This is a genomic window from Mycobacterium sp., assembly GCF_035640695.1.
In the GTDB taxonomy this organism is placed as follows: Bacteria; Actinomycetota; Actinomycetes; order Mycobacteriales; family Mycobacteriaceae; genus Mycobacterium.
This window is the reverse complement of record NZ_DASQVQ010000037.1, coordinates 1-20,525: the sequence shown is the minus strand read 5'-3', so window position 1 is coordinate 20,525 and position 20,525 is coordinate 1. Positions and strand designations below refer to the sequence as shown.

The 20,525-nt window shown below is 65.7% G+C and carries 21 protein-coding genes and 1 pseudogene; 14 read left to right on the top strand and 8 right to left on the bottom strand.

Going from position 1 to position 20,525, the window contains the following annotated elements:
- The first annotated feature begins 99 nt into the window (after window positions 1–99).
- The gene (locus tag VE759_RS04200; RefSeq protein WP_324928522.1) at window positions 100–408 is read left to right on the top strand and encodes a hypothetical protein; all 309 of its coding nucleotides are present in this window, start codon (window positions 100–102) and stop codon (window positions 406–408) included.
- On the opposite strand, the gene VE759_RS04195 is transcribed toward VE759_RS04200, so the two are convergent.
- Window positions 405–1,655, bottom strand: a complete 1,251-nt coding sequence (locus VE759_RS04195; RefSeq protein ID WP_324928520.1) for a cytochrome P450 — start codon at window positions 1,653–1,655, stop codon at window positions 405–407. The genes VE759_RS04200 and VE759_RS04195 overlap by 4 nt on opposite strands.
- Before the next feature lie 189 nt (window positions 1,656–1,844).
- Here VE759_RS04195 and VE759_RS04190 point away from each other — a divergent pair.
- Window positions 1,845–2,303, top strand: a pseudogene (locus VE759_RS04190) (GreA/GreB family elongation factor); the annotation flags it as partial.
- A gap of 39 nt (window positions 2,304–2,342) precedes the next feature.
- Here VE759_RS04190 and VE759_RS04185 read toward each other — a convergent pair.
- Both VE759_RS04185 and VE759_RS04180 read right to left on the bottom strand, forming a co-directional pair.
- On the bottom strand, window positions 2,343–2,897 hold the full coding sequence (locus tag VE759_RS04185; RefSeq protein ID WP_324928519.1) for a YceI family protein: 555 nt from the start codon (window positions 2,895–2,897) through the stop codon (window positions 2,343–2,345).
- Between the two features lie 23 nt (window positions 2,898–2,920).
- The gene (locus tag VE759_RS04180; protein WP_324928517.1) at window positions 2,921–4,051 is read right to left on the bottom strand and encodes a nitronate monooxygenase family protein; all 1,131 of its coding nucleotides are present in this window, start codon (window positions 4,049–4,051) and stop codon (window positions 2,921–2,923) included.
- A gap of 355 nt (window positions 4,052–4,406) precedes the next feature.
- On the opposite strand from VE759_RS04180, the gene VE759_RS04175 reads away from it, so the two are divergent.
- Together VE759_RS04175 and VE759_RS04170 are read left to right on the top strand one after the other, a co-directional pair.
- A complete protein-coding gene (locus VE759_RS04175) occupies window positions 4,407–4,643 on the top strand; it encodes a CsbD family protein (RefSeq protein ID WP_324928515.1) in 237 nt (78 codons plus the stop codon).
- A 154-nt stretch (window positions 4,644–4,797) separates the two neighbouring features.
- Window positions 4,798–5,382, top strand: coding sequence for a hypothetical protein (locus VE759_RS04170; RefSeq protein ID WP_324928513.1), 585 nt, complete (start codon window positions 4,798–4,800; stop codon window positions 5,380–5,382).
- A 7-nt stretch (window positions 5,383–5,389) separates the two neighbouring features.
- On the opposite strand, the gene VE759_RS04165 is transcribed toward VE759_RS04170, so the two are convergent.
- The gene (locus tag VE759_RS04165; protein ID WP_414687829.1) at window positions 5,390–5,863 is read right to left on the bottom strand and encodes a hypothetical protein; all 474 of its coding nucleotides are present in this window, start codon (window positions 5,861–5,863) and stop codon (window positions 5,390–5,392) included.
- Window positions 5,864–5,962: 99 nt separating this feature from the next.
- Between VE759_RS04165 and VE759_RS04160 the strand changes: the two genes are divergently transcribed.
- Genes VE759_RS04160 through VE759_RS04140 form a run of 5 tightly spaced genes read left to right on the top strand, consistent with a single transcriptional unit; the run spans window position 5,963 to window position 10,082 of the window.
- Window positions 5,963–6,907 carry a DUF4129 domain-containing protein gene (locus VE759_RS04160; RefSeq protein ID WP_324928511.1) on the top strand — a complete coding sequence of 315 codons (945 nt, stop codon included), beginning with the start codon at window positions 5,963–5,965 and terminating at the stop codon, window positions 6,905–6,907.
- The gene (locus tag VE759_RS04155) at window positions 6,904–7,389 is read left to right on the top strand and encodes a hypothetical protein (RefSeq protein WP_324928509.1); all 486 of its coding nucleotides are present in this window, start codon (window positions 6,904–6,906) and stop codon (window positions 7,387–7,389) included. The genes VE759_RS04160 and VE759_RS04155 overlap by 4 nt, the downstream gene beginning before the upstream one ends.
- Complete coding sequence (locus tag VE759_RS04150; protein WP_324928507.1) at window positions 7,386–8,354, top strand: MoxR family ATPase; 969 nt, start codon at window positions 7,386–7,388, stop codon at window positions 8,352–8,354. Before VE759_RS04155 ends, VE759_RS04150 begins: the two co-directional genes overlap by 4 nt.
- Before the next feature lie 13 nt (window positions 8,355–8,367).
- Complete coding sequence (locus VE759_RS04145; protein ID WP_324928505.1) at window positions 8,368–9,627, top strand: DUF58 domain-containing protein; 1,260 nt, start codon at window positions 8,368–8,370, stop codon at window positions 9,625–9,627.
- Window positions 9,624–10,082 carry a hypothetical protein gene (locus VE759_RS04140; protein WP_324928503.1) on the top strand — a complete coding sequence of 153 codons (459 nt, stop codon included), beginning with the start codon at window positions 9,624–9,626 and terminating at the stop codon, window positions 10,080–10,082. The genes VE759_RS04145 and VE759_RS04140 overlap by 4 nt, the downstream gene beginning before the upstream one ends.
- A gap of 13 nt (window positions 10,083–10,095) precedes the next feature.
- On the opposite strand, the gene VE759_RS04135 is transcribed toward VE759_RS04140, so the two are convergent.
- A complete protein-coding gene (locus VE759_RS04135; RefSeq protein WP_324928501.1) occupies window positions 10,096–11,199 on the bottom strand; it encodes a diacylglycerol kinase in 1,104 nt (367 codons plus the stop codon).
- 160 nt (window positions 11,200–11,359) lie between these two features.
- On the opposite strand from VE759_RS04135, the gene VE759_RS04130 reads away from it, so the two are divergent.
- The 3 genes from VE759_RS04130 to VE759_RS04120 all read left to right on the top strand — a co-directional run bounded on the left by VE759_RS04130 (window position 11,360) and on the right by VE759_RS04120 (window position 15,921).
- The gene (locus VE759_RS04130) at window positions 11,360–12,100 is read left to right on the top strand and encodes a glucose 1-dehydrogenase (RefSeq protein ID WP_324928499.1); all 741 of its coding nucleotides are present in this window, start codon (window positions 11,360–11,362) and stop codon (window positions 12,098–12,100) included.
- Window positions 12,101–12,424: 324 nt separating this feature from the next.
- Window positions 12,425–15,151 (top strand): glycoside hydrolase family 2 protein, encoded by a 2,727-nt coding sequence (locus VE759_RS04125; protein ID WP_324928559.1) that lies wholly within the window; start codon window positions 12,425–12,427, stop codon window positions 15,149–15,151.
- A 35-nt stretch (window positions 15,152–15,186) separates the two neighbouring features.
- On the top strand, window positions 15,187–15,921 hold the full coding sequence (locus VE759_RS04120; RefSeq protein ID WP_324928497.1) for a 2OG-Fe dioxygenase family protein: 735 nt from the start codon (window positions 15,187–15,189) through the stop codon (window positions 15,919–15,921).
- 76 nt (window positions 15,922–15,997) lie between these two features.
- On the opposite strand, the gene VE759_RS04115 is transcribed toward VE759_RS04120, so the two are convergent.
- Window positions 15,998–16,492 (bottom strand): macro domain-containing protein, encoded by a 495-nt coding sequence (locus VE759_RS04115; RefSeq protein ID WP_324928495.1) that lies wholly within the window; start codon window positions 16,490–16,492, stop codon window positions 15,998–16,000.
- Between the two features lie 245 nt (window positions 16,493–16,737).
- Between VE759_RS04115 and VE759_RS04110 the strand changes: the two genes are divergently transcribed.
- Window positions 16,738–17,241, top strand: a complete 504-nt coding sequence (locus tag VE759_RS04110; protein ID WP_324928493.1) for a YkgB family protein — start codon at window positions 16,738–16,740, stop codon at window positions 17,239–17,241.
- Between the two features lie 136 nt (window positions 17,242–17,377).
- Here VE759_RS04110 and VE759_RS04105 read toward each other — a convergent pair whose 3' ends face one another.
- Window positions 17,378–17,752 (bottom strand): amino acid-binding protein, encoded by a 375-nt coding sequence (locus VE759_RS04105; RefSeq protein WP_324928491.1) that lies wholly within the window; start codon window positions 17,750–17,752, stop codon window positions 17,378–17,380.
- Window positions 17,753–17,839: 87 nt separating this feature from the next.
- Here VE759_RS04105 and VE759_RS04100 point away from each other — a divergent pair, with 87 nt between their 5' ends.
- Window positions 17,840–18,682, top strand: coding sequence for a hypothetical protein (locus VE759_RS04100; protein ID WP_324928489.1), 843 nt, complete (start codon window positions 17,840–17,842; stop codon window positions 18,680–18,682).
- 49 nt (window positions 18,683–18,731) lie between these two features.
- Here VE759_RS04100 and VE759_RS04095 read toward each other — a convergent pair.
- A partial coding sequence (locus tag VE759_RS04095) for a PE-PPE domain-containing protein (RefSeq protein ID WP_324928487.1) occupies window positions 18,732–20,525 on the bottom strand: 1,794 nt, incomplete at its 5' end.

Here is a 20,525-nt window from a genome sequence, read left to right as displayed (position 1 = left end):
CGAAGCCGCCGGGCGGCTTCCACTACGTCGGAGGTAATTGCGCCACTTACGTGTGGACGGCAACGTGGACGGTGTCAGCTACCGAGGAGGGAACCGATCATGCGGGAGAATTCGCGCGCCGACGCCGCGATCCCTCGGTGGTTGCGGTTGGTGCTGATCTCCGACCGTGTCGGGTCGGCGTGGTACATCGGAACCGGATTCTTTTTCGCACCGGTGCTTGTCCTGCTCTCGCCCTGGCCGGCGGTCACCGCGGTGCTGTGGGTACTCATCGGACTTGCCGGCTTGTGGCTGGGCCTGCTGGGCATCGCGATGGCCACCGGCCTGGCCATGGTGTTGCGATCCAACACCGAGATACCGGAGGCCTACTGGCGCTCGATCATCGACTATCCGACCACACGTACGGCCTAGCGCGTGACCGGGCACTTGCCGGTGTAGTCCACCTGCCAGTGCTTGATGCCGTTGAGCCAGCCCGACCGTAGCCGCTCGGGTTTGGCGATCGGCTTGAGGTCAGGCATGTGGTCGGCAACCGCGTTGAACAGCAAGTCGATCGTCATCTTGGCCAGGTTCGCGCCGATGCAGTAATGCGCCCCGGAGCCGCCGAATCCGACGTGCGGGTTGGGATCACGCAGGATATTGAAGGTGAACGGGTCGTCGAAGACCTCTTCGTCGAAATTTGCCGAGCGATAGAACATCACCACGCGCTGGCCCTTCTTGATCTCTACCCCGGACAGCTCGGTGTCCTCGAGCGCGGTGCGCTGGAAGGACGTGACCGGCGTGGCCCAGCGGACAATCTCATCGGCCGCCGTCGCCGGACGCTCCTTCTTGAACAGCTCCCACTGGTCGGGGAAATCGGTGAACGCCATCATGCCCTGGGTGATCGAGTTTCGCGTCGTCTCGTTGCCCGCGACCGCCAGCAGAATCACGAAGAAGCCGAGCTCGTCGTCGGACAGCTTGTGCCCCTCGACGTCAGCCTGGACCAGCTTGGTGACGAGGTCCTCGCCGGGCACGTTGGCCCGTTCCGCGGCCAGCCGCATGCCGTACATGATCAGTTCCACCGAAGCGGTGATCGCGTCGTTGTTGGCGAATTCCGGATCCATGTCGCCCACCATCTGGTTCGACCAGTGGAACAGCTTCATCCGGTCCTCCTGCGGCACACCCATCAGCCCGGCGATCGCCTGCAGCGGCAATTCGCAAGACACCTGCTCGACGAAATCGCCGGAGCCCTCGGCCGCGGCGGCCTTGACAATGTTGTGTGCACGCTGGTTGAGGTCCTCGCGTAGTCGCTCGATCGCCCGCGGTGTGAAGGCTCGCGAGATGATCTTGCGCAAGTCGGAGTGGTGCGGTGCGTCCATGTTGAGGAGGACGAACTTGCCCCGCTCGATCTGCTCGCCCACGCTGCCGTCCTTGTAGCGCGGGAGTGCGGTCTTCTTCAGGCTGGAGAAGACCTCGCTGCGCAGCGACACCTCCTTGACGTCCTTGTGCTTGGTTATCACCCAGAAGCCGCCGTCGTCGAAGCCGCCCCGGCCGATCGGCTGCTCGTTCCACCAGATCGGCGCCACCTTGCGCATCTCGGCCAGCTCCTCGATCGGCAGCCGTTCGGCGTAGATGTCGGGATCGGTGAAATCGAACCCAGGGGGCAGATTCGGAGTTGGCATCGATGGCCTCCTCAACGCGACGTGTTCTAGTCCTTGAGGCATTGCTACACCACTGATGGACTGTCGCGGAACCCAAAAGCGGAAATGAAACGTGTTTCAACCTCGCCCTCTCGCAGCGCCCCCGAGGGTGCCCCTACTATTTGAAGACCGGGTTGCAGGGATAGGGCACGGAAAGGGGGAGCGACGCCACTTTCGGATGAGGGGCGCGAGCGCATCGCCGCGCAGTTGGCCGAACTGCGACAACGCCGCGGCCGGTTGCGCGCCGCGCTGCAAAGTGACGAGGACACCGTCGGCGACCGTGGTGACGCCGCCGACGAGATACAGCTCGCCGACCAGGTAGCTGCCATCGACGATCGGATCACCGAGCTTGAGGGGCTGCTGCTCGGCGCGGAGCCATCCCCCGCCGCAGCCGCAGGTCTGCCGGACGGCACGGAGGTGACCCTGAAGTTTCCTGACAATCGGGTCGCGACCATGCGGGTGATTGCTGTCGTGGAGGAGCTGCCGCCCGGTCAAGAGGTCGACACGTTGACCGCCGGCAGTCCACTGGGCCGGGCGCTTGCCGGGCACGCCGCCGGCGACACCGTCACCTATGAGACCCCGCAGGGGCAACAACGAGTCGAGCTGGTCGCCGTCAAATTCCCGGCTTAGTCTTTTATGTCGCAACAGATTTCGTTTAACGGCGACGGCTTACGGGCCGTCCTTGGCCCACTCGGCGGTAAGCGACACCGTCACGTCGTCAACGACCTTCATCGCGCCAAAGAGCATCGAATAGGGCTTGATGCCGAACTGGGATTGACTGACCTGAGCCTCGCCGGATAGCCGCCAGGAGTCGCCAAGATCCTCCACGCGCACGTCGACGACACGCTCGCGAGCCTTACCGCGAATCTCCAGCGCGCCGGTGAGGCGATAACCGTCCTCGATCTGGTCGATCTCGTCGGCGCGGAACCGAATCTGCGGGAACCGGGCGGCGTCGAGCGACTTCAGTGCGTTCGTTCGCACCAACGCCTTCTCGGGTCCCGAAAGCGGCGTTACTCCACCCTCGCCCCGCAGCACCTCAAGCGAATCCACCCGCACCGTCAGCTCCACCGCGGTCGGTGCGTTGCCGATCCACCGCACCGTCGCCTGCCATGAGTTCATCGCAATGGTCAAGCGGTGACCCATCGTCGCGGCTCTTCCGGTGACCCCGGTCCGGATGAGCAGCTCACCATGGGAGGCGTCCAGCGTCCAAACGGTGCCAGTCACCCGACCGACACTATTCCGAAGGGTCAGACGGTGGCGGCTTCGTTCAACTCGTTCAGTGTGTTCGTCGCCTCGAGGTACTCCTGCACCCACCGCTCGATGACCGCGGACGTCTTTTCCACCTTGGTTAGTTGCCCCACGACCTGACCGATCGGGTTGAATGCGACGTCGATGGTCTGGTCGGGATATTTGTGCGTGGCCGCGACCGCCATTCCCGAGACCATGTACTGCAGAGGCATGCCGAGGGGTTCGGGATTGCCGGGCTTCTGCCAGGCGTCCGTCCAGTCGTTGCGCAGCATCCGGCACGGCTTGCCGGTGAACGATCGGCTGCGCACGGTGTCGCGGCTTGTCGACTTGGCGTAGGTCGCCTGCTGGACGGGAGTGTTCTCGGCTTCTTCGACCATCAACCATTGCGAGCCGGTCCACGCGCCCTGTGCACCCATCGCCAGCGCCGCCGCGATCTGGTAGCCGCTTCCGATTCCGCCGGCCGCCAGCACGGGTCGGGGCGCGACCTCCTTCACGACCTGCGGCCAGAGCACGATCGAGCCGACCTCGCCGCAGTGGCCACCGCCCTCGCCGCCCTGGGCGATGATGATGTCGACGCCCGCGTCGGCGTGCTTGCGCGCCTGCGACGGCGAGCCACACAACGCGGCCACCCGCAGGCCGGACTGGTGGATGTGTTTGATCATCTCCGCGGGCGGGGTGCCGAGCGCGTTCGCGATGAGCTTGACCTTCGGATGCTTCAGCGCCACCTCGACCTGCGGGGTGGCGGTCGCCTCCGTCCAGCCGAGCAGCTGCAGCGCGTTCGCATCGCTGTCGTCGACCGGCACACCGTGGTCGGCGAGAATCTTGCGGGCGAAGTCGAGATGCTCCTTCGGCACCATCGACTGCAGCGTCTTCGTCAGCTCCTCGGCGGACATGTTGGAATCCATGCCCTCGTACTTATTCGGGATCACGATGTCCACGCCGTACGGATGCTCGCCGATGTGCTCGTCGATCCAGTTCAGTTCGACCTCGAGCTGCTCGGGCGTGAAGCCGACCGCGCCCAGCACTCCGAAGCCGCCGGCCTTGCTCACCGCGACCACCACGTCGCGGCAGTGGGTGAAGGCGAAAATCGGAAACTCGATGCCGAGCTCGTCGCAGATGGCGGTATGCATGCCTGCTCCTTGGCGGTAGCCGAACTGAAACATGTTCTAGTTTAGTACCCCGCCGCGACGTCCTCGCCACGAGGGCTCGTTGCCGGCCAACCCTGGGCCCCGACGGCCTACCAGCACAACCAGACGCCGAAGCGCACCGCCGAGCAGTGCCCGGCGATGTCGAAGGCCATTGGCGTGCAGCCCATCTCGACACCGTCGTTGGGGTCACCCGATCAGCGCCGGCGATGCGGGCCCTCGCGCCTGTTCGCCACGGGAGAAAGCGGGGACTTTTGGCGAGCGGTCGCTGCGGGTAACACACCGGGTGCGGGACCCAAGCAGAAAGTAGCGGAAAGTAGCAGAAAGTGAGGGAGAGAACGTGGCCAACTATGTCAGTGGTCCGATACTCGCAGTCAAAGGAATCGTGGAAGGCGTGCTGGGAAAGGCCAAGGAGCTGATCGGAACGGTTCTTGGTCGCGGCGACATCAGCCAGGAGGGCCGCACCCAGCAGGACAAGGGCCAGGCTCAACGTGAGGCGGCCAAGCGGGAAGCCGCCGCACAGACGGCGCGCGCGAAGGCGAAGGCCGCCGAAGAACGCGAGCGCGCCGAGCAATAAGCCAAGCAGTAGTCGGCACGCCGGCGCATGCCCCCGGTAACCGGAGCGCCTCTCATTGGCATCGGTTCAATAAAACGCCACAGGCGTCACTTGAGTAACTTTAGTAACGCCGTAGGTTCGGCCCAGACCTGTCGTCAACGGGATTGGGAGAACCATGTCACGAACCGGAAAACGCATTGCCATCGCCGCGGGTGCGGCCGCGGGCCTGTGCTCGGCGCTTCTCGCGATGAGCGCCACCGCGGCGGCCGAGCCGGCGGCGCCGACCACCCCGACTATCCCGGGTCTGGTGCAGCAGATCGCGACCTCACCGGCCAGTGCTCCGCAGGCGTTACAGAGCGCTCCGCAGGTGCTGCAGAACGCGGCGTCCGTGCTGACCGGCGCTCCGGCGACCCCGCCGACACCCCCGCCGCTGGCCAGCGCGCAGATCACCGTTCCGCAGCCCGGGGCGGCCGCGGCTCCCGCGCAGGCGGCGGCCACCGGCGCCACGGCGGCGGCCACCGGCGCCACCACGCCGGCGGCACAGCTGAATCTGCCGGCGGTGCCAGGCCTTCCGGTGCCGCTGCCCAACCAGCTGTCGCTGCCCGCCCTGGCTTCGCTGCTGCCGGGTGGCGTCGCGGTGCCGAATCTGGGCACCAAGCCGGCGGCGGCTACCGCCCCAGCGGTGGCGCTGCCCGGCGCGGGCGCGGTGCCGGGTCAGAACGCGCTGGGTAGTCTGTTTCCGCTCAGCGCGCTGCCCTGACCGGGGGCTAAGCCACCGCAATCGGTGCGACCGTCAGCACGACGAAGGCGAACATGCTGGCGAAGCACAGCAGGTGATCGCGGCAAATTGAGCGGGCGAGCCGCGTCTGTTCGACCACGTTGCCTCCGCGGGTGCCCAGTCGGACCGCGTTGGGAACCGTGCGGACCAGCGCGAGCAGGATCGGCACGCCGGCGAGCGCTGCCGAGACGACGATGAGCCAGCCGGGGTCACGACCGTTGATGGTGCGCAATGCCAACGCGCCCAATAGGATCAGCATGACGAGCGCGACCAGATGGCTCATCGGCCGCGAGGCGGTAGTCGCGCGGTGGTAATAGCCTGCGATGGAATTGAGCACCGATTCGGGTAGTTCGTCACCGGAATTGCGGTGAGCGAGAACCTCGGTGTCGAAGATGAGGTCCATCCACAACACGGCCAGCAGGAATCCGCCGCAGGCGGGCAGCAGCGGTGTCACGACGCTCATCGCACCATTACGTCATGACGGCCGACGGCAGCGTGCCAGTATGGGGCAAGCCCGCTTGCCGGCTGACGGGTCAGCAAGCAATCAGTCGAGTGGTGTGCGATGGCGGTTATCGACAAATCGACGGGGCGGGTGGCCGCCCCGATCGTGCTCTTGGTCGTCGCCGCGGCGGCTCTTCGCGGCTATCTTCCCGGCCGGGAACACTCGCCTCGCGAACACGCCACTAGCAATCCGGCGGCCACGTTCTTCGTTGTGGCACTGCTCAGTGTCTCGGTGGCCGTTGTCGCGATCGCGATCATTGTGCGGCTGCGCGCACGGGGTGCGGTGGCGGCCGGCGTCGCCGGCCGGTCCGAATGGTTCCGCACCGGCGGGGCGCGACCGACGTGGCGCTCGTTGCTGATTGGGCTCGGCGTGCTGATCGTCTGGCTGCTGATTCTGATGCTGCTGTCCCGATTCGGTCCGCAGCACGGAATCGATCAGCCGACAAGTGCAACAGGGGCGAGCACCCCGACACCTCACGACGGCACCGCGCCGCCAGAGCCGCCCGCACGGCCCGGGGAAGGCGACACCCTCTTCGGATACCTCGCCGCGACGACGGTGATCTTCCTTTTGCTGGTCGTCGCCGGAGCGGTTATCGCCTCGCGCAGGCAGCGGCGCCTCGCGAGAACACCCGTAATCGCCGATGATCGCGCCGAACCCGCCGGCTCCGACCCGGAGCCGCACCCGCTCGCCCGAGCAGCCGAGCTCGGTCTAGCAGAAATCGGGGATCTCAGCCGCGAACCGCGGCAAGCGATCATCGCCTGTTACGCCGCGATGGAACATGCACTTGAGGATGTTCCCGACGCCGCTCCGCGGGACTTCGACACACCGACGGAGGTGCTGGCCCGAGCCGTTGATCACCATGCTCTGCATGCCGATAGCGCAACGCAGCTGGTGGATCTGTTCGCCGAGGCACGATTCAGTCCTCATGTGATGAACGAGCATCATCGCGAGTCGGCTGTCCGCGCGCTTGAGCTCGTTCTTGCCGAGCTTCGGAGCGTTGCATGAGAAAGCTTGTCGCCGCGGGATTTTGCCTGGTCCTTATCGCAGAAGTGATTGCGTTGCTGCTGCCCGACCGCCGGCTTGTGCTCTGGACCTCGGGTGCCGCGCTGGCGCTGGTGCTGCTCAGCATCCGCGGCTATCTCACCCGCGAAATCGATCCTGCCCCGAAGGAGGCGGCCATCAACGATGCCGGCGAGTCCTTGCGCCGCTGGGTGTCTCGCACCGAGACGCAAATCCGTCGGTCGGAATCCACCCGCGCCGACTGGGACCGGCATCTGCGGCCGATGCTTGCCCGACAGTTCGAAATGGCAACCGGCCAAAAGCAAGCCAAGAACCCCGGGGCTTTCCAGGCGGGCGGGCGGATGCTATTCGGACCGCAGCTGTGGGCTTGGGTGGATCCGGAGAACGTCTCGCGCACCGGCGACAGCGAGCCGGGCCCCGGCCGCGCGGCGCTTGACGACATTCTGCGGCGGTTGGAGCAGGTATGACGATGCCGGCCACGACGGCCACCGCCCACGCCGAGGCGGTGCTCGACGAGATCCAGCGTGTGGTGGTGGGCAAGCGCAACGCGCTGATGCTGATCCTCACCGTCGTGCTGGCCCGCGGGCATGTGCTCATCGAGGATCTCCCCGGCCTCGGCAAGACGCTGATTGCGCGATCCTTCGCCGCCGCGTTAGGGCTCCGGTTCACGCGCGTTCAGTTCACGCCCGATCTGCTGCCCGCGGACCTACTCGGCTGCACCGTCTACGACATGCAGTCCGGTCATTTCGAGTTCCGCCCCGGACCGATCTTCACGAATCTGCTACTGGCCGATGAGATCAACCGGACACCGCCAAAGACTCAGGCGGCCTTGCTCGAGGCGATGGCCGAGGGGCAGGTGAGTATCGATGCTGAAACGCACCGGCTGCCAGAGCCTTTCATCGTTCTGGCCACCGACAACCCGATCGAGTATGAGGGCACCTATCCACTACCGGAAGCGCAGCTGGACCGGTTCACGGTAAGGCTCGAGCTCCGCTACCTCTCGCAGCGAGAGGAAACTTCGATGCTGCGCCGCCGACTCGAACGGGGCTCGGTGGAGCCGACGGTGAACAACGTGGTCGACGCGCGCGACCTGCTGGCGATGCGCGAATCGGTCGAGCAGGTCACCGTCCACGATGACGTTCTGCACTACGTGGTCTCGCTGGCGACCGCCACCCGTCAGCATCCGCAGGTCGCGGTCGGCGCCAGCCCCCGAGCCGAACTCGACCTGGTGCAACTCGCCCGGGCGCGTGCGCTGCTGCTCGGCCGCGACTATGTGATACCCGAGGACGTCAAGACCCTGGCCGTTCCGGCCATGGCGCACCGGATCACATTGCGCCCGGAGATGTGGGTGCGGCGGGTTCAGGGTTCCGACGTGGTGGAGGAACTGTTGCGGCGCTTGCCGGTTCCGCGCACCCGCGGGGGGACCCAATGACCGGCCGTGCGGCGTGATCGAAACCCGCCGCGCCGAAGCCGAATTACGCTGGCGTGCATCACCTCTGACGCGGGCGATCGCAACCTGTGCCGGCGCGGCCCTCGCCGCCGCCTTGATCGGATCTCGGTGGCAACTCATTGCTTTCGCGGCACCGCTGCTGGGCGTGCTGTGGTCGATCGGCTGGCAACGGCCCATACCGAGGGTGCACGTGCACGCCCAGCCCGCTTCGCAGCGATGCTTTGAGACCGAGCGGACCCAGCTGACCGCGTGGGTGACGGCCGAATCCGACGATGTGGGTGCGGAATTCAGCGTCTCGGCGCCGGTGGGAATGGACTTGGAAGTGGTCGATCAAAGTGCCCGTAACCGGCAAACCGTTGCGGTGACGGCCCAGCGGTGGGGTCGTTACCCGATCCAGGCCTGCGTCGAGGTGATCGCGCGCGGGGGATTACTGGCGGGCGCGGCGACGGTCGACGCCGCCGAGGTGTTCGTGTTTCCAATGGCACCACCGCAATCGACACCGACTCCGCGAACCGAATTGCTGGATCGGCTCGGCACGCATCTCACGCGACACATCGGTCCGGGTGTCGAGTACGCCGACGTCCGCCCGTACGTGCCGGGCGACCAGCTCCGCACCGTCAACTGGCCGGTGAGCGCGCGTCGCCGGCGCCTGCACGTGACGCAGCGATTGACCGATCGCGCCGCCGATGTCGTGGTGCTGATCGACAGGTACCCGCAGCCGGCGGGCCCGGCGACGCAAGCCATCGATAAGACAGTGCGTGGCGCCGTCCAAGTGGTTCAAAGCGCTCTGCGCAACGGTGACCGCGCCGGGATCGTCGCACTCGGCGGGCGCCAGCCCCGGTGGTTCGGCGCCGACATCGGGCGACGGCAGTTTTACCGGGTGCTCGATACCGTGCTCGGTGCGGGCAGCGGATTCGAAACAACGACGGGGACGTTGGCGCCTCGCGCGGCCGTTCCGCCCGGGGCGATCGTGGTCGCGTTTTCCACATTGCTGGATACCGAGTTCGCACTCGCTCTGATCGACCTGTGCAAGCGGGGCCATGTCGTGGTCGCGGTCGACGTTCTCGAAGGCTCGCCGTTCGACCACGAACCGGACCCGCTCATCGCTCGGATGTGGGGCCTGCAGCGGTCGTTCATGTATCGCGACATGGCCACGATCGGTGTTGACGTGGTGCCCTGGCGAGGGGATATGACGTTGGACCAGTCGATGCATCTGGTGCCCGATCACCGTCGTCCGGCGCGGCGACGGCGATGACGCCATCGGCCGCGGTGTCCCGCGCGTTTTCTACGGCCTTCGGGTTTCTGATGGCTGCGGCCACCTTGGTCCAGGCCGACGGGATCGCCTTCGCGGTGGCAATGCTTTCCGCGGTGGCCGTGTTGGCCGGCACGGTGTTTCGGCCCGGCGCAACCCTTGCCGTCTTGCTGGCGGTGACGGCGATCGTGATCTCAGAGCCCTCGCCGACGTTGGCCGCGTTTTCCGGACTGTGCGCTGCTGCCCATCTGGTGCTGCGGCACGCGGCCGGTGGCGTGGTTACTGCGACTCCGCCGACGGTGATCTCCGCTGTGCTGTTTACCTTCGCGGGGCTGGTCGCGTCGCTGTTTCCGCTGCAGGTGCCGTGGCTGCCGCTATTGGCCCCGCTGGTCGTGTTCGCGATTTTCGTGTTGGCCATCCGCCCGTTCGTGGATTGGCGCGGCAGGCCGGCCCGCTGACGCCAACCGCATGTCACGCCGGCGCCGGGCCGGCAGCGCGCGAATCCGGGGCGTACACCCCTTTTCCGGTGACCAGTGGCAAGTCCAGCGTCGTCCTGATCCCCGGGGCCGCCGCCACGACCGCGGGGATCGCGTTCACAATTCGTCCCGCCGCGGCGACGATGGCGGCGTGGTTGTGGTCGCCGTTGCGGCTCGTGGGGCAGATGTCGACCCGATAGGACGGCTCGCCGACTATTTCCACGCGATACGAGCCGCCGGGTTGCGCGGGCTGCGGCCAGTCCGGGCGCAGGTCTGCCCGCAATCGCGTGACGTGCTCGATGACGATGGCGGGATGGCCCTTGACCATGCCTCGGATTTCAAATCGCATCGCGGCGACACCGCCCTTCCGAACATGCCCGGCCGCGATGTCGAACGCCTCGGGCGCCGGTTCACGCACGCAGCTGTCGGTGATCTCGTCCAGTTCCACTCCGAGGCCGGTCGCAACCTGCCGGATCGACGTGCCCCAGCCGATGCTCAGCACCCCGGGCTGAAACAGCATCGGGACAACATCGAGCGGTTTGCCGAATCCCATGACGTCGAACATGACCGTGGCACCGTCGTACGTGGCGTAGTCGGCGATCTCCATGCAACGCACCTGCTCGATGCGCTGACATGTACCGGCGAGCGCGAGCGGGACGAGGTCGGTGGCGAACCCGGGATCGACCCCAGTGATGAACATGCTCGAGTTCGCTTGCCGCGCGGCCTCCTCCAGCGCGGCGATGTATTGGTCGGGCATGATGTGCCACGGATACTGCAACACCACCGGGGCGGAGCCGACGACGTTGATGCCCGCCGCCAGAATGCGTCGGACATCCTCGATGGCCTCGGGCATCCGAGTGTCGCCCATCGCGCAGTAGACCGCGCATTGGGGTTCGGTCGCCAATACCGAGTCCAGGTCGTTGGTGGCGGCAACTCCGGTGCAAACATCAAGCCCGGCAAGCTCGCCCGCGTCCTTGCCCACCTTGGCTTCCGACGACACCCACACCGCGGCCAGCTCGAACGCCGGATTGGTGACGAGTTCGATCAGCGCCAGCCGACCGACATTGCCGGTGCCGATGTGCGCGACGCGGATAGCCATGTGGGTCTCCTCACCAAGGTGTGTTCACGACGACGTCTAATCTGCGCGGGCCTGGATTGTTTCGGACGGTAGCAAGCAGATGCCCGGGTAGTGTGCGCATTCCGGAACCAGATTGGAACAGGTTCTAGTTCGGCGGCCGCCTGGGGTAGCCTGACCCGTCATGGGACGCGTGGACGGAAAAGTTGCACTGATCAGTGGCGGCGCCAGAGGCATGGGTGCTTCTCATGCCCGTCTCCTCAGTGAAGAGGGCGCCAAGGTGGTCATCGGCGACATCCTTGACGACGAGGGCAAGGCGCTGGCCGATGAACTCGGCGATGCGGTTCGCTTCGTCCACCTCGACGTCACGCAGCCCGAGCACTGGAAGGCCGGGGTTTCCACGGCGGTCGGGGAATTCGGCAAACTCAACGTGCTGGTCAACAACGCGGGCATCGTGAACGGCGGCCCGCTGCAGAAATTCGATCTGACCAAGTGGCAACAGATCCTGGCGGTCAATCTCACCGGCACATTCTTGGGCATCCAGGTGGCCGTCGAGCCGATGATCGCCGCGGGCGGCGGATCGATCATCAACGTCTCGTCGATCGAGGGACTGCGCGGCACCCCGTGGGTGCATGGCTACGTGGCATCGAAGTGGGGGGTTCGCGGTCTGTCCAAGTCGGCCGCGATCGAGCTGGCACCGCACAACATCCGGGTCAACTCGATTCATCCGGGGATGATTCGCACGCCGATGACACAGAACATTCCCGACGACATGGTGCCGATCCCGCTCGGACGGCCCGCCGATCCCATCGAGGTTTCTACGTTCGTGCTCTTCCTGGCCAGCGATGAGTCCTCCTACGCGACCGGCACCGAATTCGTCATCGACGGCGGCGTGGTCAACGGCATCCCACACAAGGCTCTTTAGCGCCGGCCGATAGCGATCGGACGCGATCCGATCGCCCGGCGCCGCCGCGTCCCCGACCAGCTCACCGTGTGACGAACCCGAACCGGTCGCATTAGCCGATCGATCCACCTGACGGCCCGCACCAAACCCCGTTACGCTGCAAGACTGCGGGGAGGCAAGCGTCCCGGGTTGTACGTATCGATCGTCACCGTCAAGATGATGTGCGTTAACCCAAGCTTCTACTTCTGGCAACGCAACGCCGCATCGATCGAAGGGAGTAGAACCATATCGGTTGAGAGGCGTCGAAAAACCTTCCTGCGCGTCTTCATCTCGATCCTGCTAGTGCTGTGTGCGGGAGACCTGGCGGCTTTCGCCCTTCCCGAGCCGTCGCCGGGCAAGATCGAGTTGGCCGACGGTTGGAAGCTCATGGCCGCGCCGGATGTGCCGGCGGACGGGGCGGCCGTTTCCCGCCCGGGCTTCACGGACTCTGGCTGGCATGTGATCCGTCGCATGCCAGCAACCGTGCTGGATACCCTCGAGGACGACGGCACGTATCCAAATCTCTACTCCGGCACGAATCTTCTCAGTCAGGTGCCCCAAGATCTCTACAAGCGGGATTGGTGGTACCGGACCACCTTCAACGCGCCGGGGGGACACTCGACATATGTGCTCGACTTCCCCGGGATCAACTACCGCGCCGAAGTCTGGTTGAACGGTCACCTCGTCGCCGGCAACAACGAGGTCGTCGGGATGTACAGTGCCCACGAGCTCAATGTCACGCAGTGGATCAAGCGCGGCGAATCCAATACCCTGGCGGTCAAGGTCACGCCGGAGCGGGCGCTGCAGGATGTCGACGGGGTAGAACTGGCCGACAGTTGGTACGACTGGATCAACTGGAAATATCTGGGATACCAAGGGCCAGGCAAGGACCCCATCAACGGCAACTCGTATGTCCCCGATCGCAATGCGGGCATCTGGAAACCGGTCTACCTCAATGTTTCGGGCGCCGTCGCGCTGGGTCCGGCCACGGTGAATTCTGAACTTCCGTTGCCGAGAACCGACAGCGCACGACTGACGATCTACTCAGAGCTTCGCAACTACTCCGCCCAACAGGTACGTGGCGTTCTCCGTGCCACCATCACGCGGGCCGGCAAGCCCAGCATCCGTCTTGAGCAATTGGTGACTTTGTTGCCCGGCGAGGAGCGCGAGGTCAGCTTCGCGCCGGAAAAGTACCCGGCATTGACGGTAGCGAACCCCGACCTGTGGTGGCCCTACACCCTCGGCGACCCGAACCTCTACGATCTTCGCCTGGAATTCCGTCAATACAACCAAGTCACCGACGCCGCTCATCAGCGGTTCGGCATCCGTAGTGTGTCCCAATACCGCGATCAGGACGAACAGTTCCCGGATTTGGGCAGTGGCGGGAACTTCTATTTGAAGGTCAACGGCAAGGACTTCCTGGTGCGCGGCGCGGCCTACGCCCCCGACCTGCTGTTCGACCACGACCCCGGCCGTGAAGCCGCGATCCTGGGCTATGCGAAGGATCTCGGCCTCAACATGCTGAGACTGGAAGGAAAGTTTCCCGGCGAAGACTTCGTCGAGAGCGCCGACGAACTCGGCATCCCGCTGATGTTCGGCTGGATGTGCTGCAACCAGTGGGAGAAATGGGAGCAATGGAATGGCGAGGATCATCGCGTGGCGCAGGACAGCTTGCGTTCGCAGATCGAGATGCTGCGGCCCCACGCGTCGGCGTTCATTTGGGCCAACGGCAGTGACGGAAAACCGCCGCCGTCGGTGCTCGACTCATATCACGCGACACTGACCGCATTGCACTGGCCGAATGCCACCGTGGACACCGTCTCGTCGTACGCGAGCGACCAGGACGGCGGACGCGAGTGGGACGGCATCCAGATGGCCGGGCCCTACACTTGGCGCCCGCCGTCGTACTGGTTCAGCGGGCTCTATGGGGCCGCCCGGGGGTCGTCTGCCGAACAGGGGGACAACGAACATATCCCGCCGTTCGCCAGTCTGAAGATGTTCATTCCACCGGACAAGCTGTGGCCAATCAACGACGCCTGGTACTTCCATGCCGGCTCGAACCCGAAAAACGCCGCGCTGACCAGTATTCGGCGCGCCGTGGACTTTCGCTACGGAGTGTCGAACAGCGCAGAGGAGTTCGCGCGCAAGGCGCAGCTCGCGCACTACGAGTCAACGCGCGCCCAATTCGAGGCATTCGCCGCCAACGGATGGGCGAACCACAAAATGACGATCTACTGGATGCTCAACGGCCACTGGCCGTCGTTCTTCGGAAATCTCTTCGATTACTACCTGCGACCCGGGGGCGCCTATTACGGGGCCAAGAAAGGCCTGCGGCCGCTGTCGGTGGTTTTCGACTCTTATGCGACCGGCGACCACGACCAGGCAAAGATCACCGTGGTCAACCAAACCCCGGGCAACCAGCAGGATTTGAGAGTGCGTGTGCGTGTCTACGACCTGCAAGGCACTGTGCGCCTAGACCAAGCGGCCGGCAACCTCACCGTGGCTGCCGGCGGAGCCGTTCAAGCCATGGCCTTGCCGCAGGTCGCCCCCGACTCCGCGGTCTTCTTCGTGCGATGTCAGTTGCTCGACGGCGCCGGCAACACCGTTGCCGACAACGTCTATTGGCAGTCGCAGCTGCCCGATGACGTCGGCGACCCAAGCAGTGACTCTCCGTTTGAGCTGGACCAGGCCACTTGGGCCGATATGACTGCGCTCAACTACATGGCGCCAACCCCACTTGAAGTCAGTGCGCAACGAACTTCGGCGTCGACCGACGACGACTACGTCGCCATCCGTCTGCACAACCCGACACGGCAGATCGCATTCTTCGAGCGCGCCGAAGTCATGCCCACGCGTGACGGCGATGAGATCCTGCCGATCGAATACAGCGACAACTACGTCACGGTATTCCCTGGCGAAACGGTCGAGCTTCACGCTGTGGTGCCAAGAACCGGCACGGACCCGAACTGGGTGAGAGTCACCGGATACAACACGGCACCGGTGGTGGCGCCCGTCGAATTCACCGCCCGCTGAGTTGAGCCTCCCCGACTTCCGGGTACACGGATTTCATGGAAACGACGACGGCCGCCCCCCCGGTGCAAGCCGCCCGCCGGCAGCTCACCTCGGCTGGCGCCTACTTGATGCCCGCGGCCGACCTGTGCGGGTGCGTCGGCGCCGACGCCGACGCGTGGACCCGCTTCGCGTCGCACTGGGAGCAATTGGCACCGGACAGTTATGCGGCCGAGCTGGGCACGCGCCGGTTGCGCCGCTACGGGCACTTGCTGTTCCGACCGGCCGACGGAGTCGCCAAGCCGATGCCGCACCACGCGTTCGTGCAGCCCGCCCACTCCAACCCGCTGTATCTGCAACGGGACCGCCACTTCGAGCCGCTCACCGATGCCTTCGCGGCCGATCCGCTGCTGCACGGCTTGCTGCGGCTGCTGGGCGGCGTGGCGACAGCGCTCGACGACCTCCCCGAGTGGAGCGCCAAGGTGACGCCGTTTCGGGTGTTCGCGTCGGCCGACGCCGCGGGACAGCCCACACCCGAGGGTCTGCACCGCGACGGTGTCACGCTCGTGACGTCGCTGCTGATCGGGCGGCGTAACGCCGCCGGCGGCGAAAGCGCGGTGTATGACCTCGACGGTCGACGGCTGCTGACGACGACGCTGTCCGAGCCGGGCACGCTGCTGTTGGGCGACGACCGTCGCACGTTGCACGGTGTCTCGCCGATCCGCCCGCTCGATCCTGCCGAGCCGGCGCGGCGGGACGTGCTGGTAATCACGTTTGCTCCGCTGTCGCGATGACGAGGATCGTTTACGACTCCGGTGAGCGTGCGTGCCCCGGCCGACCATCGTCGGTGCGTCGCGGCACACCTTTCGGTCATGTCTGCGTGGCAGACCGGAACGCCCGCTCGGCCGCGTCACCGTGCACGGCGAATATCACTCGTTCGAGCGCGCGAGCCCGGTGATTTCGGACCGCGCCAACCATGAGCGCGGCCGCATCCTCGAGTGAGAAGCCGCCGACGCCGGTGCCGAACGCCACCAATGCCAGGGAGCGACAACCGAGCTCGTCGGCCCTGCGCAGGGTCGACCGGGTGGCGCGCTCGATGATCTCGCCCGAGGTCGGCCCGCCGAGCTCCATCGTCGCGGCATGGATCACGTAGCGCGCCGGCATGTCACCGGCAGTCGTCTCGACCGCGTCGCCGAGGCCGATCGGGGCCTTCCGGGTCGACTCTCGCTGCACCGCGGGACCGCCGGCCCGGGCGATCGCGGCCGCCACGCCGCCTCCGTGCTTGAGTTCGGTGTTGGCCGCGTTGGCGATCGCATCCACCTCGAGCCGGGTCACATCAGCCTGAAGTACCTCTAACTCGATCATGGACACATCCTCTCGCCGCGGCCGCCCCCAGTGGAGTCGATCTGCCGTTGCCGTATCAGTGAAACCTGGTGTAGTGCCTTGGCCGCGATTTCGCCGTCGGCGCCGCCGTCAGCGGCGTGAGTGATAGCCGCTATCGGGAATCGGTATGGAGCGCCGGACTCGTCATGGTCACGGCGACGTTGCGGTGCTCAGCGGCGGTTCACCGCCCGCACTCAAACGGCATAACTGTCCAAGGAGAAGCAGTCATGATCAACTACCGAAACCGTTCGAATATCAGCGACCTCGTGAATGTCGCCACAGTCGACACCATCGCGAGCATTCTGAGCCGCTATGGTCTCGTTCTCGTCATCGGCTGGATCGGCGCACTGAAGTTCGCCAATTTCGAGGCCCACCAGATACAGCCACTGGTGGCCAACAGCCCGTTCATGGGCTGGCTTTACCACATCTTTCCGGTGTACGCGTTTTCGGCTCTGTTGGGCGTCGTCGAAGTGACGGCGGCGGTGTTGCTGGCGATCAAGCCGGTGTCGCCGCGGCTATCGATTGTCGGCAGTGTGCTCGCGATCGTGCTGTTCCTGGCCACCATCAGTTTCCTGTTCACCACTCCTGGGGTGAGCGAGCCCGCCGGCGGTGGCTTCCCGGCCATCTCGCTCACCGGCGAGTTCCTTCTCAAAGACGTGCCCCTGCTGGGTCTGTCGTTCTGGACACTCGCCGACTCCATTCGCGCCGCGGCGCAGAAGAGTCACAACTGAAATCCGAGTAGTCGAACACTGCCTCGAGAGCCGGTTCGTGGTCTCCGCCCAACACGACCCGGCTCTCAACGCCACGTGGGGATTCCGAAAATGCTGAAAGCACACGTCGTTTCGGTATTGAGCTGCAACGGGATGATCAGCCGAGCGCGGACTTTGCCTCTGCCAGGTTGTCCGCGGCGAGCACCAGCCGGGTGTTTGTCGCAAGGTAGGCAGTGGTCAGGTTGACTTTGGCGGTGCCCAGTTTGCGCGCAACCTCACCGAGTGCGCCGGGGCGGTCCTCTATCTCGAGGACCATCACCTCCTGCTCCGCGGCTATCTTGATGCCGGCACGCTGCAGCGCCTCGAACGCCGCCGTCGCATCCTGGACGAGAATGTGCACCTCGGCTTGCCCGCCACCGGTGGTGAGCGCGCACAGGCCGGCGATGTTCGTGCCCGCCTTGCCGAGCACGTCACCGACGCGAGCCAGCTCGCCCGGCTGATCATCGAGATAGAGCGTCAGATCGGTCGCCATGCCGCGCTCCCTTCAGCCACTCCGACGATGCATCATGCCTGATACAGACCCTAATGGCTTTGCCTCCGCCAATCTGCAGAAGCAGCCATGCGGAATGATGGTGTCGTGGCCCGCGACGAGCTCGATGAACTCTATGAGGTCAGGCCCGAAGAGTTCACCGCGCTCCGCACCGATCTCGCCGAGGCGGCTAAGCGCCGCGGCGAGACTGACCTCGCCAAGCGAATCTCCGCTGCGCGCAAGCCCACGACGGCCGCGTGGATCGTCAACCGGCTTGCGCTCACGCACCCTCGGGCCAAGCAGCGCCTCACCGACCTCGGTAAGCGCCTGCGCGCGGCGCACGCCGCAATGGCCGGCGACAGCATCCGGGCACTGACCACCGAACAACGGCACCTCATCAACGAACTGGCCCGAACGGCTTTTCAAGAGGCCGGGGTGACGAACCCGTCGGCGCCGTTGCGCGACGACGTCACCGACACACTGCAGGCGGCGATCGCCGACTCCGAGGTGTCGGCGCGGCTGGGCCGGCTTACCAAGGCAGAACGCTGGTCGGGCTTCGGCGAATTTGGCGACGCGGCACAGGTATTCACGCAGCCTCGCCAGGGAAGGGCCGAAGCAAAGCAGAACGGCACACGCCAGACGCGAGCCAGCCAAGAGTCCCGCGACGGCGAGCTCACCGCCGCACGTCAGCGACGCGAAAAGGCGCGGGCTACGTTGGCCGCGGCCGAGCGGGCCAAGTCCGAGGCCGATGATCAGCTGGCCGACCGGCAGGCCGACCTCGGTGCCGCCCGGCTGCGTCATGACGACGCCCGCAAGCGCCTGCAAGAAGCCGAACGCATCCTGCGCGCCGCCGAGAATGCCTACCAGGACGCCAAGCAGGCCAGCCGCGACGCCGCCGAAGTGGTCAAAGCGGCAAAAGCCCGGCTGAAGTAGAGCGGCGCACCGCACGCGACGCCCAGTCGCTCAACGGTGTTCGCATCGATCAGCCGAAGAACGGAATGTGGAATGACGGCAAGGCCGGCAATGCCGGCAATGGCGGCGCCGGCATGGGCGGTAGCGGGTTTTGGAACGCCGGCAATGGCGGCGGTGCCGGCAATTGCGGTGCCGGCAATTGCGGTGCCTCCGGTAACGCGGGCGCTTCGGGTAGCTTCGGCGCCTCGGGCAACGCCGGCGCCTCGGGCAACGTCGGGGCCGCCGCGGGCTTGGGCAGTGTTGGGACCTGAGCCGGTTTGGGCGGCGTCGGAACCTCGACTGGCTTGGGTGCCATCGTCGGGAATGGTGCCAGCGTTGGGAATTCAGCCGGTTTGGGCAGCGCCGTCGGGCGATCGGCCGGTTTGAGTGGCGCGCTCGGCATCTCCACCGGTTTAGGCGCCGATGCCGGGATGTCGCCCGGTTTGGCCGCCGACGGCAGCGTAGCGGTGGGGGCTCCCGCCGGGGGCTGCGCGGATGGGCCCGGTTGCGCCGCCGCCGGCAACTGCGCCGCATTTCCGGTCAATGGCTTCGCCGGCGTACCCGTCGGTATCGGCGGTGTGTTGGCGACCTGGGCAGCCGATTGCACCCGTTCGGGACCTACCGCGGGCTCGGGCGCGGACGCCGCACCCGGCGCCGGCGCTTTGTCCGCCAACACATTGGTGTTCGGCCCAGCCGTGGTGGGAGAGCTTGCCACGGTTGGCGATCCGGTGGAATCGAATGTTCCGGCATTAACCGGCGGGCCGCCGACACCGTAAGGACCGGCCGGTGTGGTTCCGAAGGGGCGGACATTGATGGCCTCCTGTGCGCCATCGTCCAGCCCAGTCGGGATTGCGATGATGAAGTTGACGCCCGTCTGGACCGGGTTGGGGAAGTAGAGCAGCATGGCAGGCGTCGGCGCGCCGGGGCTGATGGTGCGGTCGTAGCCCGTTTCCACGAGAACGCGCAGTGGCGCGTCCACCACGGCCAGCGCGGGGTCCGGGACCCCGGCTTGGGCTAACGGCGTCAGCAGCGGCAGGCGGCCAGCCGGGATCATGTAATACTTCGTGTCCCCATACTGACCCTGGTAGAGCGCGTTGCTCAGACCGACGTCTCCGTAGTTGCCGTGCACGTAATAGATGCCCATCGCGGCGTTGAGGTCCGCGAGCGGGTTCAGCGGATTATTGGGAAAATCCGCCCAGCCGTCGTATTGGCGTGTGACGTCGACGGTTTTGAAATTGGTGTTGGTTGGCGTAGCTCCGTCGAAAGTCACGCCCAAGATCGGGATCTGGGTGCCGTTGAAGCGTTCCAGGATGCCGCCGTTGGGTCGGTTGGGGTTGCCGACGAGCACGAAACTCACCGGCAAATTGGGGTTGGTTGCGGCGAGATTCGCCTTCTCGATGGATGCGATTCGAGCGCTCTGCGAATATCCGTAGACGACGATCGGAGTGCCGGCGGGTTGTGCGTCGATCGCTGAATTCAGATTGGTGACGCCTTGCCCCACCGACTGGTCGAACGTCATGGTTCCCGTTTGCGGCCAGAACTGCTCCGGGGTGGAAACGGCGGTGGGCGTGCATCCGGTATCACCGCAGAATCCGGACACCAGGATGTAGTTATTGTTCGCACCGTTCACGTAGTCGTGGATGAACTGCGGGCTATCGGTCGGACCGCTCAGGGGGTGGGTCGTGCCACCCATGATCAGAGCCGTGGCGGTCAGAGCGACAAGTGGCGTCATCGTGTGCGTGACGGCCAGCACAAGCGTGGCCGGCAGTGCGAGCAGCACGAGGACCAATGAGTGGACGACGCGACGCACGTAAACCATCCCCAA

What these genes read in the sequence shown, in the direction of transcription:
- VE759_RS04155 (WP_324928509.1), top strand. Translation starts at nt 6,904, where the DNA reads ATGAGAAAGCTTGTCGCCGCGGGATTTTGCCTGGTCCTTATCGCAGAA.
- VE759_RS04135 (WP_324928501.1), bottom strand. Translation starts at nt 11,199, where the DNA reads ATGGCTATCCGCGTCGCGCACATCGGCACCGGCAATGTCGGTCGGCTG.
- VE759_RS04130 (WP_324928499.1), top strand. Translation starts at nt 11,360, where the DNA reads ATGGGACGCGTGGACGGAAAAGTTGCACTGATCAGTGGCGGCGCCAGA.
- VE759_RS04110 (WP_324928493.1), top strand. Translation starts at nt 16,738, where the DNA reads ATGATCAACTACCGAAACCGTTCGAATATCAGCGACCTCGTGAATGTC.
- VE759_RS04120 (WP_324928497.1), top strand. Translation starts at nt 15,187, where the DNA reads ATGGAAACGACGACGGCCGCCCCCCCGGTGCAAGCCGCCCGCCGGCAG.
- VE759_RS04100 (WP_324928489.1), top strand. Translation starts at nt 17,840, where the DNA reads ATGCGGAATGATGGTGTCGTGGCCCGCGACGAGCTCGATGAACTCTAT.
- VE759_RS04160 (WP_324928511.1), top strand. Translation starts at nt 5,963, where the DNA reads ATGGCGGTTATCGACAAATCGACGGGGCGGGTGGCCGCCCCGATCGTG.
- VE759_RS04170 (WP_324928513.1), top strand. Translation starts at nt 4,798, where the DNA reads ATGTCACGAACCGGAAAACGCATTGCCATCGCCGCGGGTGCGGCCGCG.
- VE759_RS04195 (WP_324928520.1), bottom strand. Translation starts at nt 1,655, where the DNA reads ATGCCAACTCCGAATCTGCCCCCTGGGTTCGATTTCACCGATCCCGAC.
- VE759_RS04105 (WP_324928491.1), bottom strand. Translation starts at nt 17,752, where the DNA reads ATGGCGACCGATCTGACGCTCTATCTCGATGATCAGCCGGGCGAGCTG.
- VE759_RS04180 (WP_324928517.1), bottom strand. Translation starts at nt 4,051, where the DNA reads ATGCATACCGCCATCTGCGACGAGCTCGGCATCGAGTTTCCGATTTTC.
- VE759_RS04150 (WP_324928507.1), top strand. Translation starts at nt 7,386, where the DNA reads ATGACGATGCCGGCCACGACGGCCACCGCCCACGCCGAGGCGGTGCTC.
- VE759_RS04115 (WP_324928495.1), bottom strand. Translation starts at nt 16,492, where the DNA reads ATGATCGAGTTAGAGGTACTTCAGGCTGATGTGACCCGGCTCGAGGTG.
- VE759_RS04165 (WP_414687829.1), bottom strand. Translation starts at nt 5,863, where the DNA reads ATGAGCGTCGTGACACCGCTGCTGCCCGCCTGCGGCGGATTCCTGCTG.
- VE759_RS04200 (WP_324928522.1), top strand. Translation starts at nt 100, where the DNA reads ATGCGGGAGAATTCGCGCGCCGACGCCGCGATCCCTCGGTGGTTGCGG.
- VE759_RS04140 (WP_324928503.1), top strand. Translation starts at nt 9,624, where the DNA reads ATGACGCCATCGGCCGCGGTGTCCCGCGCGTTTTCTACGGCCTTCGGG.